The sequence below is a fragment of the Marinimicrobium sp. C6131 genome, from assembly GCF_026153455.1.
Classification (GTDB): domain Bacteria; phylum Pseudomonadota; class Gammaproteobacteria; order Pseudomonadales; family Cellvibrionaceae; genus Marinimicrobium.
In genome coordinates this window covers 1901184-1915285 of sequence record NZ_CP110629.1, presented here as the reverse complement: position 1 = coordinate 1915285, position 14102 = coordinate 1901184, and the positions used below count along the sequence as shown (strand labels likewise).

12 protein-coding genes are annotated in these 14102 nt (G+C 58.0%); 3 read left to right on the top strand and 9 right to left on the bottom strand.

Features of this window, described 5'->3' with window-relative positions; translation table 11 throughout:
- Positions 1-255 precede the first annotated feature (255 nt).
- The 3 genes from OOT55_RS08230 to OOT55_RS08220 form a co-directional block, all read right to left on the bottom strand.
- Positions 256-534 (bottom strand): MoaD/ThiS family protein, encoded by a 279-nt coding sequence (locus OOT55_RS08230; RefSeq protein WP_265368613.1) that lies wholly within the window; start codon positions 532-534, stop codon positions 256-258.
- Between the two features lie 5 nt (positions 535-539).
- Positions 540-1724, bottom strand: a complete 1185-nt coding sequence (locus OOT55_RS08225; protein ID WP_265368612.1) for a sialidase family protein — start codon at positions 1722-1724, stop codon at positions 540-542.
- 116 nt (positions 1725-1840) lie between these two features.
- On the bottom strand, positions 1841-2080 hold the full coding sequence (locus tag OOT55_RS08220; protein WP_265368611.1) for a TIGR02647 family protein: 240 nt from the start codon (positions 2078-2080) through the stop codon (positions 1841-1843).
- A gap of 168 nt (positions 2081-2248) precedes the next feature.
- Between OOT55_RS08220 and OOT55_RS08215 the strand changes: the two genes are divergently transcribed.
- From OOT55_RS08215 to OOT55_RS08205, 3 genes are all read left to right on the top strand, one after another.
- Complete coding sequence (locus OOT55_RS08215; protein WP_265368610.1) at positions 2249-2665, top strand: globin; 417 nt, start codon at positions 2249-2251, stop codon at positions 2663-2665.
- 213 nt (positions 2666-2878) lie between these two features.
- Entirely contained in the window at positions 2879-3856 is a 978-nt protein-coding gene (locus OOT55_RS08210; protein ID WP_265368609.1) for a hypothetical protein, read from the top strand.
- A 5-nt stretch (positions 3857-3861) separates the two neighbouring features.
- Entirely contained in the window at positions 3862-4221 is a 360-nt protein-coding gene (locus tag OOT55_RS08205) for a hypothetical protein (RefSeq protein ID WP_265368608.1), read from the top strand.
- A gap of 67 nt (positions 4222-4288) precedes the next feature.
- Here OOT55_RS08205 and OOT55_RS08200 read toward each other — a convergent pair whose 3' ends face one another.
- From OOT55_RS08200 to fusA, 6 genes are all read right to left on the bottom strand, one after another.
- Positions 4289-5686 carry a hypothetical protein gene (locus OOT55_RS08200; protein ID WP_265368607.1) on the bottom strand — a complete coding sequence of 466 codons (1398 nt, stop codon included), beginning with the start codon at positions 5684-5686 and terminating at the stop codon, positions 4289-4291.
- Between the two features lie 117 nt (positions 5687-5803).
- On the bottom strand, positions 5804-6529 hold the full coding sequence (locus OOT55_RS08195; RefSeq protein ID WP_265368606.1) for a spermidine synthase: 726 nt from the start codon (positions 6527-6529) through the stop codon (positions 5804-5806).
- Between the two features lie 36 nt (positions 6530-6565).
- Positions 6566-9031, bottom strand: a complete 2466-nt coding sequence (locus OOT55_RS08190; RefSeq protein ID WP_265368605.1) for a ThuA domain-containing protein — start codon at positions 9029-9031, stop codon at positions 6566-6568.
- 182 nt (positions 9032-9213) lie between these two features.
- Positions 9214-11187 carry an NAD nucleotidase gene (gene nadN, locus OOT55_RS08185; RefSeq protein WP_265368604.1) on the bottom strand — a complete coding sequence of 658 codons (1974 nt, stop codon included), beginning with the start codon at positions 11185-11187 and terminating at the stop codon, positions 9214-9216.
- 188 nt (positions 11188-11375) lie between these two features.
- Positions 11376-11783 carry a GFA family protein gene (locus OOT55_RS08180; protein ID WP_265368603.1) on the bottom strand — a complete coding sequence of 136 codons (408 nt, stop codon included), beginning with the start codon at positions 11781-11783 and terminating at the stop codon, positions 11376-11378.
- 210 nt (positions 11784-11993) lie between these two features.
- Positions 11994-14081: an elongation factor G gene (gene fusA, locus OOT55_RS08175; RefSeq protein ID WP_265368602.1), complete on the bottom strand. Its 2088-nt coding sequence runs from the start codon at positions 14079-14081 to the stop codon at positions 11994-11996.
- Positions 14082-14102: the final 21 nt, after the last annotated feature.

Below are 14102 nucleotides of genomic sequence, written 5' to 3'. Positions count from 1 at the left end.
CCCATCCGTGCCTGGTCCTCATCGGTTCAGCTCTCGCAACGCTGAACGATATTAGCGGCCCATGACACGGCTTACTATGAAGCTCATCGCAAATCGGGTGGATGCGATTTACCAGAGCAGAGTTCTCTAGGAGCAATAATCTGCCAGACAGGCAGGGCGCTCTTGTCCCAAAACTCTCTTGATGCTTTCATGGTTTGATGTTTCGTTTCTTTGAGAAAAGCCTATTGGTGGCAATGGTTTTATTGAGCCGTATCTTTAACCGCCACTCAGCGCTTGAAAGATAAACAGAGTATCACCGTCTTCAACCTGATCCGCGAGGGTTTTTCGATCAATCACAATGGTATCGTTAATGCACAGCTTCACGTGTCGCCGCACCACACCCCGTTCGTCGAGTACATAGTCGGTGAAACCGGGCGCCTGCTCATTAATGGCATGCAGCACTTCGGAGACCGAGCCGGGCGGTGCGGTCAGCGTTCGGTCCTGTAATTGAGGAAAGAACCGGTACAGGTGTGAGGTCATCTTTACCGTAGGCATAGAGGTCAACCAAGCCGCACGGAGTAGATGGGCGGAAAGTTGTTGCCCAGGCACTGCCAAGTTTCGCCTCGGTCTTCCGACAGGTAGGCATTGCCGGTGGTGCTGCCAAAGCACAGGCAATCACCTGAGACGTCCAGGGCGTGGCGCAGCACGATGTCGTGGGCATTCTCCTGGGGCAGGCCGTTGCGCAGTGCCTGCCAGGACTGGCCGCCATCCTCGGTACGGGCGACAAACAGTCCGCCGTCGATGGTCATACGCTGGGCGTCGCTCCGGCCCGGTACCACCCAGGCGGTGCGGCCATCCTGTTCATCCACGGCCACCGGGAAGCCAAAGTTTACGCCCGTGTCCGGGTCGCTGACCTTCTTCCAGCGCTGAGCGCCGTCGTCACTGTAGAACACGCCACAGTGGTTCTGCTGCCAGAGGTGGTTCGGCTGGCCGGGGCATTGGGTTACAAAGTGCGGGTCGTGCCCCCAGTCGGCTTCTGGGTTCGGCAGATAGTCCATCAGCATGCCACGGTTGCGCCCGGCCCAGGTTTTGCCGCCATCCGTCGATTCGAGCACCCCGGCGGAGGAGACCGCCACATGCAAGTGATTCGGGTCGCGCGGATCGACAATGATGGAATGAATGCCCGGCTCAAACACCCCGTAATCAATACTCGCGGGTGTGCCACCCCATTGGTTTTCACTGGTGGCATCCCCGGCAAACAGATCGCCGCCGCGACTCTCATGGTTCCACAGCGGCCGGTTTAGCTCCCAGGTATCCCCGCCGTCATCACTGACAAACAGCCCCCCGGGGATGGTGCCGGCGTAGAGTCGACCGGGCTGGTCCGGCCCGCCAAAGGCCAGATGCCAGATCTTGTACACCGTCGCATTGGCGTATTCCGGTGTGCCGGCGGGCGCCTCGGGATCGAAATCTGGGGTGGGCAGTACCTGGGCGATATGACGCGCACCCTCCGGGTACTTCAGCGACGAGATATCGTCCCAGGTCTTACCGCCATCCCGCGAGCGAGACAGCTTGGGCCCCCAGTGGCCGTGATCCAGGGAGGCCCAGAGGGTGCCATCGCGAGGGTCCCGGGCGGCATAGCAGACCGGAACGCCGGCGTGAAGGATAGGACGGGGTCGCCAGCCCGCCCCCTGTCGGTCGATCATGACGGTACCTTTACGGGTACCCAAAAGGATGGTGTCGGTCATCAGTGTGCCCTCATGGTGTCCAGATACGAGTAGGGCCCGGTCAGTCAGCCCCGGAAACTGGTCGAACGGCACCTCTGATTATAGACAGGGGTTGAAAAATTGCCCGGCGTCGGTGTTCAGCTACTACGAAGCACGGCCTGGATTTTCTGTACATGCTCCACGACGTCACTGCCTAGCGGCGTGAGATACCCACCGTCCTTCTGGGTAATCAGGCCCTTCAGGTGGAGTTGCTCCGCTGCGGCCACCATCGCGGGGTCGGCGGAGTGCTGGTGGACTTTGAGGCCCTCCTGAGAGGATGCTGAGTCGAACAGAGCCAGCAGGTTGAGTTCGTTGAGGTGGTCTTCAAAAAAGTTCATGGCACTTTCCTCGCGCAGTGTTGATACAGCTCAAATAAACGTCGTTTAACGTTGGTTATTAGGTAAATATGGACGACACTTGAGGTTTAAACAACAGGAATCAGCCCTTGCATAGGAAAATGCAGCTTCAGGCGTCAGCCCGGCTGTGGCATACCTTCGGAGTCTACGATGAGCTACGAACGGTTGTTTGACGAAAGCTATGAACGCGTAGCCGTTGGAGTACGGGACGGGCAGCCGTTTTTTGAGAGCTTTTATCATCGTTTCCTTGCCGCCTCTCCTCTGGTGCGTCACAAATTCCGCCATACGGATATGGTTCAGCAGCGCACCATGTTGAAAAAGTTCTTCTACAGCTTGCTGACCTTTTATGCGAGTGGATCGGTCGATAACGTGCTTGAGCGTATAGCCGCCAATCACAGCCGCAAAGGCCTGGATGTCCCCCCGTTTCTGTATGATCTCTGGCTGGAGTGCCTGATGGACACGGTCAAACGCTATGATCCTCTATTCGACGATGACGTGGAACTGGCCTGGCGGTTGGTGCTGAGTCCGGGTATTACTTATATGAAATTCAAATATGATCACTGCTGATCGGCGCCTTAAGAGATTGATTCGAACGATCTTCAGTTCAAAGTGGCTATCCTCATAAGGTATTTGATGTGTGAGTTTTTGTGACAGGGCTCACATGCCAGCCGCAGTCACAGCCACTATGTTTACTTTTTCGTTTGAATTAAGTAAATTTCGAACCTGAATTTTCGTCAGTGTAGACGAGGAGACCCGGTAAACCTACAAGGAATCGTTGCCATGTCAGAATTCTTTTTCCCGCATCAGCATGTCCCCGCCAAAGATCTGTTCGCCGCCGGCGATCAAGAAGCCATTGACCGATTTCTTCAGCAAAATGCCGAATGCCGTAGTGGGCTGTATGCTCATAGTCCGTATTGTGAAGGCTATGGAGGGGTTCAGGACTCATTCATTCTGAATCAGCTTCACCAGATACCCAGCTCACACAGAGAACAGCTATCTTGTGCGATCGACGAATTCGGTGATGACACCCATATCATTGCCGAATTCTATGATCGACACCTTGCCAATCTGGACTTGGAGGCTACGTCCACTTTGGTGGGTGCCGGTGCGACCGCCAGTGGACAGCGATTGACCCGATTTCAGCGTCTGCTGATCGATTATCAGGCGGCCCTGATTAAACTCAATGAATATAAGTACGCTGGCCGAGCAGGTATGGCAAGCAAAGTGGAATTGGAGGCCATGGCCCGCCGTAAATACGCCACTATGGCTCGGCAGTATCGGGCAGAGCTGAATAGTATTGCCCGCCCGGAGTTCAGAAACTCCAACCGCGGTCACATTCTGAATAATGCTGACCGTGGGATTACTCTGGCAAGGCACCATCGCAGGTCCAAACTCTCTATCGACAATGTCGCTCAGGTCCAGCGCCTGGATAGGCTGGCCCGAGGTGTACGCTTTGCGGGTAATGGTGTTTTGGTACTTGACGCGGGAGTGCGTCTTCACAGCGTCCATGATAGCTACCAACGAAACGAGAATTGGCAGCGGGAGTTGGCGCTGGAGACTACCGGGTTCGGTTTTGGAGGAGCGACCGGGCTTTGGGCGGGCAAAGGAACCGTTGCTGCACTTACTGCTCTGGGTCTGGGATCGACACCGGTTGGGTGGGTCGTGATGATTGGTGTTGGTATAACAGCAGGATTTTTCGCCGCTAAAGAAGGAGATAGCTGGGGCCGACAGATTGCCGCTTGGCTGTTTGATAGGTAATCACTATGTTCGAGACACCTAAAGACTGGTACTTTGCCGTTTCACTGGTCATAAGTATGACGACGTTTATTGCCATGTTGCTGTTTGGTCGTCTTTCGATGGCAGGTATTGAGAAACGAATAAAGCAAGACGGTCTACCTCGTCCGTGTCCATGGGATGGTCCAGGGGCGCGGATTGTTTGGTATGCCTATGCGATAGGACTTCCCGTTGGCCGGTTTAATCGCGCTGATGACCCAATGATAAATGTTGGATTGGTTCGGAAGTACGCGACGTCGGCCGATCGAATCAGGGCGGTGGTTTTATTGGTTTTTAGTAACCTATTCCTTGTGAATCTCTTTGTGGGCGTCCTTGCGTTTGATATCTAGCTAATTTGGTCACGAGCGTATTGACGTCCGTCCTTGGTCTTGGCTCTCCCTGTTTCTTCAGCTCTGCTCAGGCGTAGCCAAACAGCTTCTGGCGTTTGATTTTCTGGGCCACCACATCCGGAACCTGATGTTCCCACCCGGATTGGCCAGAGCCGATCTGTTCAAGCACGTTCGGGGAGAAAATATCCAGGTAGTCTTCGTTGTACCGCTCCAGTTGCACGATATGGCCATTGTCCAACAGGTGCTGGTAGAGGTGGCGAAGGGGCTTGGGAACCTCAAGGTTGTCTGCTTTGATCAACTGGGCAGTGTTCGGGTCGCGATAAGGGTAGATATACAGTTTGACCTTGTTTTTGAACAGCCTGCCGAATCCTTCCAACAGGCCGCCGGGTAGGTCTTTATAGTAGCTTTCCTCAAACAGCTCGGCGAGGCTGTGGGCGCCCATGGTAATGCCAATGCGGCCCTGGGTGTTCCGGCTGAGGTAAGACGCAAGGCGGTGATATTCCGGGTAGTCAGAAATCATTACCGTGTGGCCGGCGGCCTCCAGCACTTCGGCTCGACTGATGAAATCCTCCAGGTCGACGTCGCCTCCGGCGTTCAGGTTCTTCAAGGCCATCTCCATAATGGCGATCGTCTCTCCGGGTTTGGCTCCGGTCTCGGCTTCCATGGCGGTCAACGCGGAGTCGAGCATGTCGATATTCACGTGGGTCACGGGGCGAAAGCGTCCACGCTCCACCAGCACGGATTTCTTGCGCAGGTGCTCGGAGGGCTGAAGCACGCGGCCGTCGGCGGCAAACATGGCGGCATCACTCAGGCCCAGCTGAACCAGGCGCAGGCTGAGAACGCGATTGTCCACCTGCTCAAAGGCTGCGCCGGAGAAGTCCACCATATCGACTTCCAGGCGATTCACACTGAGGCCGTCGAGCAGCGATTGCACCAACAGGTCCGGATCATCGCTCAAAAAGCAGGCGCCATAGACGAGGTTCACGCCGACGATGCCCAGGGCCTCCTGCTGCAACGCGTTTTCGCTGTCGAGCATGCGCACATGAATAATGATTTCGCTGGCCTGGGCGCCGGGCTCGGCCTGGAAGCGTATCCCCAGCCAGCCATGGCACTCGTTGGTGCCATGGTAGTTACGCGCGGAGACGGTGTTGGCAAAGGAAAAGAAGGCGGTACTCTCACCCCGGTCTAGCGCCAGGCGCTCCAGGGTAAGGTCGTACTCGTAGGTGAGCATGGATTCCAGCCGCTCCCGACAGACGTAGCGGGCGCATTTGCCATAAATGGCATCGCTCACCGTCATATCGTAAGCGGAGATACTTTTTGCAATCGTGCCCGCTGCGCCTCCGGCCTGAAAGAACCAGCGCACGACCTCCTGACCTGCGCCAATTTCGGCGAAGGAGCCGTACCGGGTGTCCTCCAGGTTCACTTTCAGGGCTTTTTCGCGCGGATGCTTAGGATGGGGATCCATAGGGGCAGTCTCTCCTCGGGCTGGGTGGATGAGGCAAATGTGCAACACTCATCCTAACCCACAAGCGGCCGTGAGGCTATGGCAGCGGCTTTACCCCTCACTCCCGGATTGTCCGTCTTAGCTGCCCTTCATGCAGACGTATACCGAGTTGGTCGATTCGCCGCTTTGAAACGGGTTATAGAAAGAAACCACGTGGGATTCCACACGCTCGAACACCGTTTTCAGCAAGGCCTCAAAGCGCTCCTCCGGCAGATTCTGGGACCACATGGCGAACACACCCTTGGGTTTGAGCTTCTCTGCCATCAGCCCCAGGTTTTCCGTGGTGTAAAACCCGGCGTTACCGGCATTCAGGTATTCGGTGGGGGAGTGGTCAATATCCAGAAGAATCGCATCGAAACGCTTGTTCGGGTCTTCCGGGTCAAAACCGGCCTTGGGGTCCGTTGCCAGGTCGAAAAAACTGTCCAGCACATAGTGGTTGCGCGCATCGGCATTGAGTACTTTCCCGAGCGGTACTTTTTCGTCTCGATGCCAGCCAATCACGGTATCCAGCGCCTCGACCACAAACAGCTCGGAAATCCGCTCGTCCTTGAGTGCCGCCACGGCGGTATAGCCCAGGCCCAGGCCGCCCACCACAACACTGAGCGGGGCACCCTCCACGGCCGCCAGGCCCAGCGTGGACAGGGCCTCTTCGGCCTCCACAAACATGCTGGACATCAGGAATTCATCGCCCAGCTTGACCTCGTAGATATCCCGGTCGCCAAAGGCGGGCATGCGGCGGCGACGAAGGGAGATCTCCCCGAGCGGGGAGTTTTGGCTGTCGATTTCTTCAAACAATGCGGGCATAGTCGTTTCGTCTCAAGCGACGCGCTCGGCGCGGCTTTATTCCTCGCCTTCCGGCGTGATGGATAAGATGTAGGCCGCCAATTTCTCCCGGGTCTCCTGTTCCAGGAAGTTATGCGCAGGCATGGCATGTTCGCCCCATTTGCCGGAGCTGCCATTGGCAATGGCGCTGGCGATGTAGCCTTTGGGGTCATCCAGATCGCCGTACTTCTGCTTGATGGCCAGGAAGCTCGGGCCCACGGAGTCAGCGCGCTCCTGATGGCAGGCCACACAGCTGGTGTCTTTGGCGGCCGCTTTACCTTCGGCGATCTCAAGCTGGGCTTCATGCCCGATGCCGTCGTTGCCAGCGCCGGAGGTTACCTCATCCTCGTTCAGCTCTGCCAGCTCGGCCTCCGCGTCGTATTCCACCACGCTCAGCTTGGCCTCTTTGCCGCCGGCCCACCACTGGGAGCCGTATTCCAGCACCCACAGGCGGCCATCGGGGGTAATTTTCAGGTCCAGCGGCCCGGCAAAGTCGACGTCCGGGGCCAGGTCCTCGATTTTGACCACATTGTCGTATTCATCGAGGGTGACGACCTTGATCCAACTGCGCATAAAGTCGCTGATGATCAGCTTGCCCCGATAGTACTCGGGGTAGGCCAGCTCACCGGTGTCCGGGTAGACGCCCGCCACCAGCGCATTGCGGCCGCCCTGGCCCAGCTCGGGGAAGCGCTCGGAGTTGTTGTAGGGGTACCAGATCAGTGCCGGTTGGGCCGGTGGCAGTACCTCTAACCCGGTGTTGCGCGGAGAGAAGTTCTCCGGCGCCAGGGGATCGAACAGCTTGCCACTGGTTTCTTCCTGATAGTCGTACATCCGGTAGGGAATATTGTTGCCCACCACGGTGGGCCAGCCGAAGTTGCCGGCTTCGGTCACCTTGTTGATTTCATCGTAACCGCGCGGGCCGAAGTCGGCCGTCTCTTCCTTGGCGTCGGGGCCGATATCGCCGAAATAGAGCGTACCGGTGCTGTCATCCACGGCGATGGTGTAGGGGTTGCGGGTGCCCATCACATAAATTTCCGGGCGGCCCTGTTCCGGGTCGGCGAACAGGTTGCCCTCGGGAATGCTGTAACCGCCGTTCTTGTCCGGGTGGATACGCAGGATCTTGCCGCGCAGGTCCTGGGTGTTGCCGGCGCTGCGCAGGGCATCGTGGTGCTTGCCTTCGGCAGTGTTGTTGATCGGGCCCGAACCGTTGGACTCGAAGGGGTTGGCGTTATCCCCCAGGGCGACAAACAGGTGGCCGTGGCGGTCAAACTCCAGGTTGCCACCGGTGTGGCAGCAGGTGTCGTCGTTGGGTATGTCCATCAATACCTGTTCAGAGGCCATGTCCACGGTTTTTCCGTTCACCTTGAACTGCGCCAGGCGCTGCAGCAGATCGTGCTCGCCGCTCTCGTCCGGCAGGTTGTACATGGCGTAGATGAGCTGGTTTTCGGCGAAATCGGGGTCGAAGGCCACCGCAATCAGCCCAAACTCGATGTTCTTGGCAGGCGCAAACACCTCAAACTCCGCCATCTCGGACATTTCCCGGGTCGCCACATCCAACCAGAAGAGCTTGCCCTGGCGCTGGGCGATCATGGCCGCGCTGTAGTCCTCGGTCACATCAAAGCTCACCGGCTCATTCAGGTCATCCACCAGGATGTCGCGCTTGAAACGGCGAGGGTCGGGTTTCACCTCGGCGTAGTCCAGCGGCCGACGTTCGGCCAGTGCATACTCGAGCCCGCCATTCAGGTGCTTCAAAAATAACGGTTCGCTGAACATCTCTGTCGTGTGGCCGAGGCCGGTGTAGAAGGCCCGCCCGCCGTCAAAGTCGTGGTACCAGGCGATGGGGTGGTAGGCGCCGTGCTGGCCGCCCTGATAGCTGCGCTCATCCAGGGTCAACAGGTCCGTGCGGCGATCGGACAGCTGCTTGAAATCGTACCACTCGTCGGCCAGGCGGAACTGCGCCGGCAGCCTCTCGGTGGCCGGGTGATGGGGGTTGACCACCTTGACGGTGGCTGTCTGGACGTCCGCCGGGTCGCTCGGGTGGGAGCTGAACGTCGCACCCAGCAGGCGGCGATACCAGTGCCAGTCGCCCTCGGTGTCCGACGCCGAGTGAATGCCCACAAACCCGCCGCCCGCCTGGATGTAGCGCTCGAACGCCAGTTGCTGTTGTGCATTGAGCACGTCGCCCCGGGTGTTGACGAATACCACCGCCGCCATCGTCTGGAGCTGCTCATCGGTAAACACGCTGGCGTCATCCGTCGCCACGGGCGTCAGGCCTAGCTTTTCCACCAGGTCCGTCACGGCCTGGACCCCGGCCGGGATCGACTCGTGCTGCCAGTCAGGGGATTTGGAGAAGATCAGCACAGAATCCAGCAGGTCGCTCGGCTGATTCGAGGCGCCCCGGTCGGAGTCAGAGCACGCAGTGGTCAAGGCGCCCAGGAGCACCAGGGCGAAAACAGCGAAAATACGAGGGGTATTGACAGTCATGGGAAAGTTCACATTGCCGTTGGGATGTTATGACTCGCCTGTTTATTGGGTACAGGCTGAGTGTGGAAATCGGTAGGGCGTCACTATAAACCAGACTTGGGAGTGATGCGAGTCGGAGTGACTATTAGGGGCGGGCATAAAAAAGGCTCCGAAGAGCCTTTTACAGGGTAGATCAACCGTTTTTATAGGTTATTGTCGTCCGCGCAGGTCGCCACAGCGCTGTGGTCGCAGCCACCGGAGTCGATGTAACGCTGAGTGGAGTACTCGGCTTCGGGCAGTTTGATCAGGTTCTGGCCATCAGCGGTCAGGGCTTCGACGTAATCGACAAAGCCCTGGGCGTATTCGGTAAAGGTATCTTCGTAATCGCCGGCGTCGAAGGGAATCGCAAAGGTATCGTAGCCATCCTGCCCGGAGGCGATAAAGTCATTGGTGACCACGGTGTAGGTGGCCGAGGTATCGATGGCAGTCCAGTCGCCGGCCACCTGTGGGTTCACTTCCACGTTGGACACGCGGTTGCCTTTCTCCTGAGACGCGTCCACTTCGAAACGCAGGCCGGACGCGTAGGGGTAGGAACCGGAGGAGCCGCCGTTGTCGAGGGCGTTGGCCAGCGCGTCTTCCAGCACATCAACAATCTGCTGACCGGTCATGTCCAGCGTCACCAGCGTGTTGGAGAACGGCAACAGGGTAAACGCATCGGCAATGGTATAAGGGCCGGTTTCCACACCCACCCGCACACCGCCGCCATTCTGAATGGCGATATCGGCCGTTGGCGTCACCGTGAGAAAGGCTTTGGCAACGATATTGGAGATGTCACTACCATGCTCATAGGTCGCCGAGGCATCACACAAGGAAGACCGCCCCTGTCCCGGGAAACGCTCCAGGCACAGGTCTTCCGCACTGCTGCCAATCACGGTCTGTTCCAGCAGGCTCACCTGAGCGTCGTAAATCGACAACAGATTGGTGGTGTTCGCGTCCGGCTGGGTAACCACCACTTCCGGGTGGGCGGTCAGCGCCCGTACCACGGAGAACTGATTGGCGGAGTTCAGGCTGCGCGTCTCTTCATCGTTGTATTCATAGACAAAGTTGTCGCTGATGGGCATCAGCGGCATACCGGCACAGGAAGAGACCACACCGGCCTCGTCAAAGCTCACGTGAAGCTTGCCCATCAGGTGAGCGTACTCCCAGGCCTGGACCACACAGACGGGGTCGCCATCGGCATTGTCAACCTGCGTCGGGTAGTCACCGGCCGGGTTAAAGCCCAATTCCTCAAAGGTCTCGTCGCCCAGCAGCGTGTGGGAGTCGCCGCCTACAATCACGTCAACGCCGCTCAGGCTGGCCGCCAGATCGAGATCGTTCTGATACTGGTAATGGGTCAGCAGAACGATCTTGTTGACGCCCATCCCGGACAGGGTGTCGATGTTGGCCTGGGCCGTCGTCACCTCGTCCAGGAACTCGGTACCCTCGTCGGGGTTGGACGAGTTCTTGGTTTTACCGGCGATATCAATGCCGATAATGCCAATCTGCTCACCGTCCCGTTCGACAATGGTGTAGGGCTGGATATAGCCGTCGGCAATGGCGGAATCTTCCGCTGGCTGCACATTGGCCGCCAGTACCGGGGTTTCGCAGGCGGTGGAATTCAGGGCGTCCAGGAAGGTCGCCAGGCCGCTGTCGCCATCATCGAACTCATGATTGCCCAGGGCGAAGGCGTCGAAACAGACCTCGTTCATGACCGCCGCATCGGCCGCGCCGTTGAACAGCGAGTAATACAGGGTGCCGGTGATGGCGTCCCCCGCGTGCAGCTTCAGAACGTTTTCGTGTTGCCCGGCCACCGTATTGAACAGGCTGACCAGCATCGGGAAACCGCCGTAGGTCACCTCAACTTCGGTGACGGCATCGCCGGCCTCATTGGTGGCATCCACCAACCCGGTCACGTCGAAATCAAAACCCTCGGCTGCGATGTGGGAATGGTGATCGTTCATGTGCAGGATGGTCAGGTCGATGGCTTTCGGCGCCGGTTCACCCTGTGGGCCCTGTTCCCCTTGCGGGCCTTGTTCACCCGGTTCACCCCTCGGGCCGACGTCTCCGTCGTCGCCGCTACAGCCTACCAGTACCGCCTGCGCGAGCAGGCTCAATGCAAATACTCTGAAAACGTTCATGTTGTCCTTTACCCCTGATTTAACGAAATCGTCGATGGTCAGAGGATGGTACGGACGCATTTTGAAGCTCTGGTGACAGTGGGGGCGGCGGGAGCCCGTTCACGGAAAATTCATGGATTGGTAACAAAACTGAAATGCCCGTTTTTGTAGGCCCAAGAGCGGGAACCGCTTAACGTCATAAGTTAAGGCTAATCGTCTTGATCGGAAAATTGGGCGATCAGATCATCACCAGTCATGGTAGGGGTGTCATTGGCGAACTCGTAAAAGTCCGGTTTTTCGTCAAAGAACACCTGGCCACTCAATCGAAAGTTTTCATCATCTCCGAACAACCCGGCCGGCAGCATATAATCTCCTGTAGGGAGCAGGTGGTAAAACAGATGCGTTCCGCAGGTGGGGCAGAAGCCGCGTTCTGCCCAGTCGGAAGAGCGGTAGCGGGCGGGCTTCTGGCTTCCGCCGATAGCAACCTCTGGCCCACAGTGCACCGCAAAGAAGGGGCCGCTGCCCCAGCGTCGGCACATGGTGCAGTGACAGACGTCGACGTTGTGTTTGCTCTCGGCGATAATTTCAATGGCGCCGCATAGACAAGAACCTTTCATAAGCCAATTCCTATTCGTTGAGTGATGGGGCAACTATCCAGGAGGGCGATGATTAAATCGGTAGAGCAAGCATATAGGATTTCCGTCGTTTTTTCTTTCCTGGTGGGGGCTGTCGACTAGCCTGACCGGTAAGAGCTATGCTTTCTGATACCTCAAAAAAAAGCCCCACCAGCTTTCGCTGGCGGGGCTCCGAGTGACGCCAATCCGCGGTTACACAGCGGCGGCGTTCTTCTCTTTTTCCTTGGCGATCACGGTCTCGGCCACGTTGGCCGGGCAGGCCGCGTAGTGCGAGAACTCCATGGAGAACTGACCGCGGCCAGAGGTCATGGTGCGCAGGGTGCTGATGTAACCGAACATTTCTGAAAGCGGCACATCGGCTTTAATGCGAACGCCGGTAGCGTTTGGCTCCTGACCGGAGATCATGCCGCGACGACGGTTCAGGTCACCGATAACATCACCCACGTGGTCTTCCGGGCTGAACACGTCCACCTTCATGACCGGCTCGAGCAACTGGGGGCCAGCTTTGGGCATGGACTGGCGGAAGGCGCCTTTGGCGGCGATTTCGAATGCGATCGCCGAAGAGTCAACGGCGTGGTAAGCACCGTCTGTCAGCTCGACAACCACGTCCAACACCGGGAAGCCGGCCAGAGGGCCAGTGTCCATCATGGACTTGAAGCCTTTCTCGATGGCGGGGAAGAATTCCTTGGGAACGTTACCGCCCACAACCGAGGAGCTAAAGGTAAAGCCGGTGTTCGGCTCGCCCGGCTTGATGGTGTAGTCGATTTTACCGTACTGACCGGAACCACCCGATTGCTTCTTGTGGGTGTAGCTGTCCTGGATCTCTTTGGTGATGGTTTCGCGGTAGGCCACCTGCGGCTGGCCGACGGTCAGCTCAACCCCGTAGGTGCGCTTGAGGATATCCACTTTAATATCCAGGTGCAGCTCGCCCATGCCTTTGAGGATGGTCTCACCCGAGTCGACATCGGTCTCAACGCGGAAGGTGGGGTCTTCGGCGACCATCTTGCCGATGGCGATACCCATCTTCTCGGTGGCGCCCTTGTCTTTCGGGAACACCGAGATGGAGATTACCGGCTCCGGGAACACCATGGCTTCCAGGGTGCAGGGGTGCTTGGGATCACAAAGGGTATGACCGGTCTGTACGTTTTTCATACCCACGATGGCGATAATGTCGCCCGCGGTGGCGAACGACAGCTCATTACGCTCGTCGGCCTGCATCTCAACCATCCGGCCCACACGCTCCGTTTTGCCGGTGAAGGAGTTGAGGATGGTGTCGCCTTTGTTCAGTTTACCCGAGTAGATCCGAACGAAGGTCAGGGCGCCGAAACGGTCGTCCATAATTTTGAACGCCAGGGCGCGGAAGGGCTCGTCGGGAGACACGATGGCGTGCTGGCCAGTCGGGTTACCCTCTTCGTCGGTCAGCGGCTGCGGGTTCACTTCCTGCGGCGCGGGCAGGTAGTCGACAACGGCGTCCAGCAGCAGCTGCATCCCTTTGTTTTTGAAGGCCGAACCACAGTAGGTGGGGAAGAAAGCCAGCTCCAGGGTGCCCTTACGGATGCAGCGCTTAATGTCGTCTTCGCTGACTTCCTCGCCTTCCATGTAGGCCATCATCAGGTCGTCGTCCATCTCGACGGCGTTTTCAATCAGCTGGTCGCGGTACATCTCGACGTCATCAACCATATCGGCCGGTACATCGGTGACGGAGTAGTTTTCCGGCAGGCCGGTCTCATCCCAGACGTAGGCTTTGCGGGTCAGCAGGTCCACGACGCCCGAGAAGGTGTCTTCGCGGCCGATCGGCAGGGTCATAATCAGCGGCTTGGCGCCCAAAACCTTCTTGACCTGATCGGTGACGCGCAGGAAGTCCGCACCGATGCGGTCCAGCTTGTTGACGAAGATCAGGCGCGACACCTTGGAGTCGTTCGCATAACGCCAGTTGGTCTCGGACTGGGGCTCCACGCCGCCAGAGCCGCAGAACACGCCGATACCGCCGTCGAGTACCTTCAGCGAACGGTACACCTCCACGGTGAAGTCAACGTGCCCAGGTGTGTCGATGACGTTGAAGCGGTGCCCCTTCCAGAAGCAGCTGACGGCGGCCGACTGGATGGTGATGCCGCGCTCGGCTTCCTGCTCCATGAAGTCGGTGGTGGATTCACCCTCGTGCACCTCGCCGAGCTTGTGAATTCTACCCGTCAGCTTAAGGATACGCTCCGTGGTAGTGGTTTTGCCGGCGTCTACGTGGGCGAAGATGCCGATGTTGCGGTAAAGGGATAGATCAGTCATAGCGCTCTCTGAAGCTGGGTT

Excerpts from the sequence above, each read along its gene's own strand:
- OOT55_RS08230 (WP_265368613.1), bottom strand. The coding sequence starts at position 534 with ATGCCTACGGTAAAGATGACCTCACACCTGTACCGGTTCTTTCCTCAA.
- OOT55_RS08225 (WP_265368612.1), bottom strand. The coding sequence starts at position 1,724 with ATGACCGACACCATCCTTTTGGGTACCCGTAAAGGTACCGTCATGATC.
- OOT55_RS08220 (WP_265368611.1), bottom strand. The coding sequence starts at position 2,080 with ATGAACTTTTTTGAAGACCACCTCAACGAACTCAACCTGCTGGCTCTG.
- OOT55_RS08215 (WP_265368610.1), top strand. The coding sequence starts at position 2,249 with ATGAGCTACGAACGGTTGTTTGACGAAAGCTATGAACGCGTAGCCGTT.
- OOT55_RS08210 (WP_265368609.1), top strand. The coding sequence starts at position 2,879 with ATGTCAGAATTCTTTTTCCCGCATCAGCATGTCCCCGCCAAAGATCTG.
- OOT55_RS08205 (WP_265368608.1), top strand. The coding sequence starts at position 3,862 with ATGTTCGAGACACCTAAAGACTGGTACTTTGCCGTTTCACTGGTCATA.
- OOT55_RS08200 (WP_265368607.1), bottom strand. The coding sequence starts at position 5,686 with ATGGATCCCCATCCTAAGCATCCGCGCGAAAAAGCCCTGAAAGTGAAC.
- OOT55_RS08195 (WP_265368606.1), bottom strand. The coding sequence starts at position 6,529 with ATGCCCGCATTGTTTGAAGAAATCGACAGCCAAAACTCCCCGCTCGGG.
- OOT55_RS08190 (WP_265368605.1), bottom strand. The coding sequence starts at position 9,031 with ATGACTGTCAATACCCCTCGTATTTTCGCTGTTTTCGCCCTGGTGCTC.
- nadN (WP_265368604.1), bottom strand. The coding sequence starts at position 11,187 with ATGAACGTTTTCAGAGTATTTGCATTGAGCCTGCTCGCGCAGGCGGTA.
- OOT55_RS08180 (WP_265368603.1), bottom strand. The coding sequence starts at position 11,783 with ATGAAAGGTTCTTGTCTATGCGGCGCCATTGAAATTATCGCCGAGAGC.
- fusA (WP_265368602.1), bottom strand. The coding sequence starts at position 14,081 with ATGACTGATCTATCCCTTTACCGCAACATCGGCATCTTCGCCCACGTA.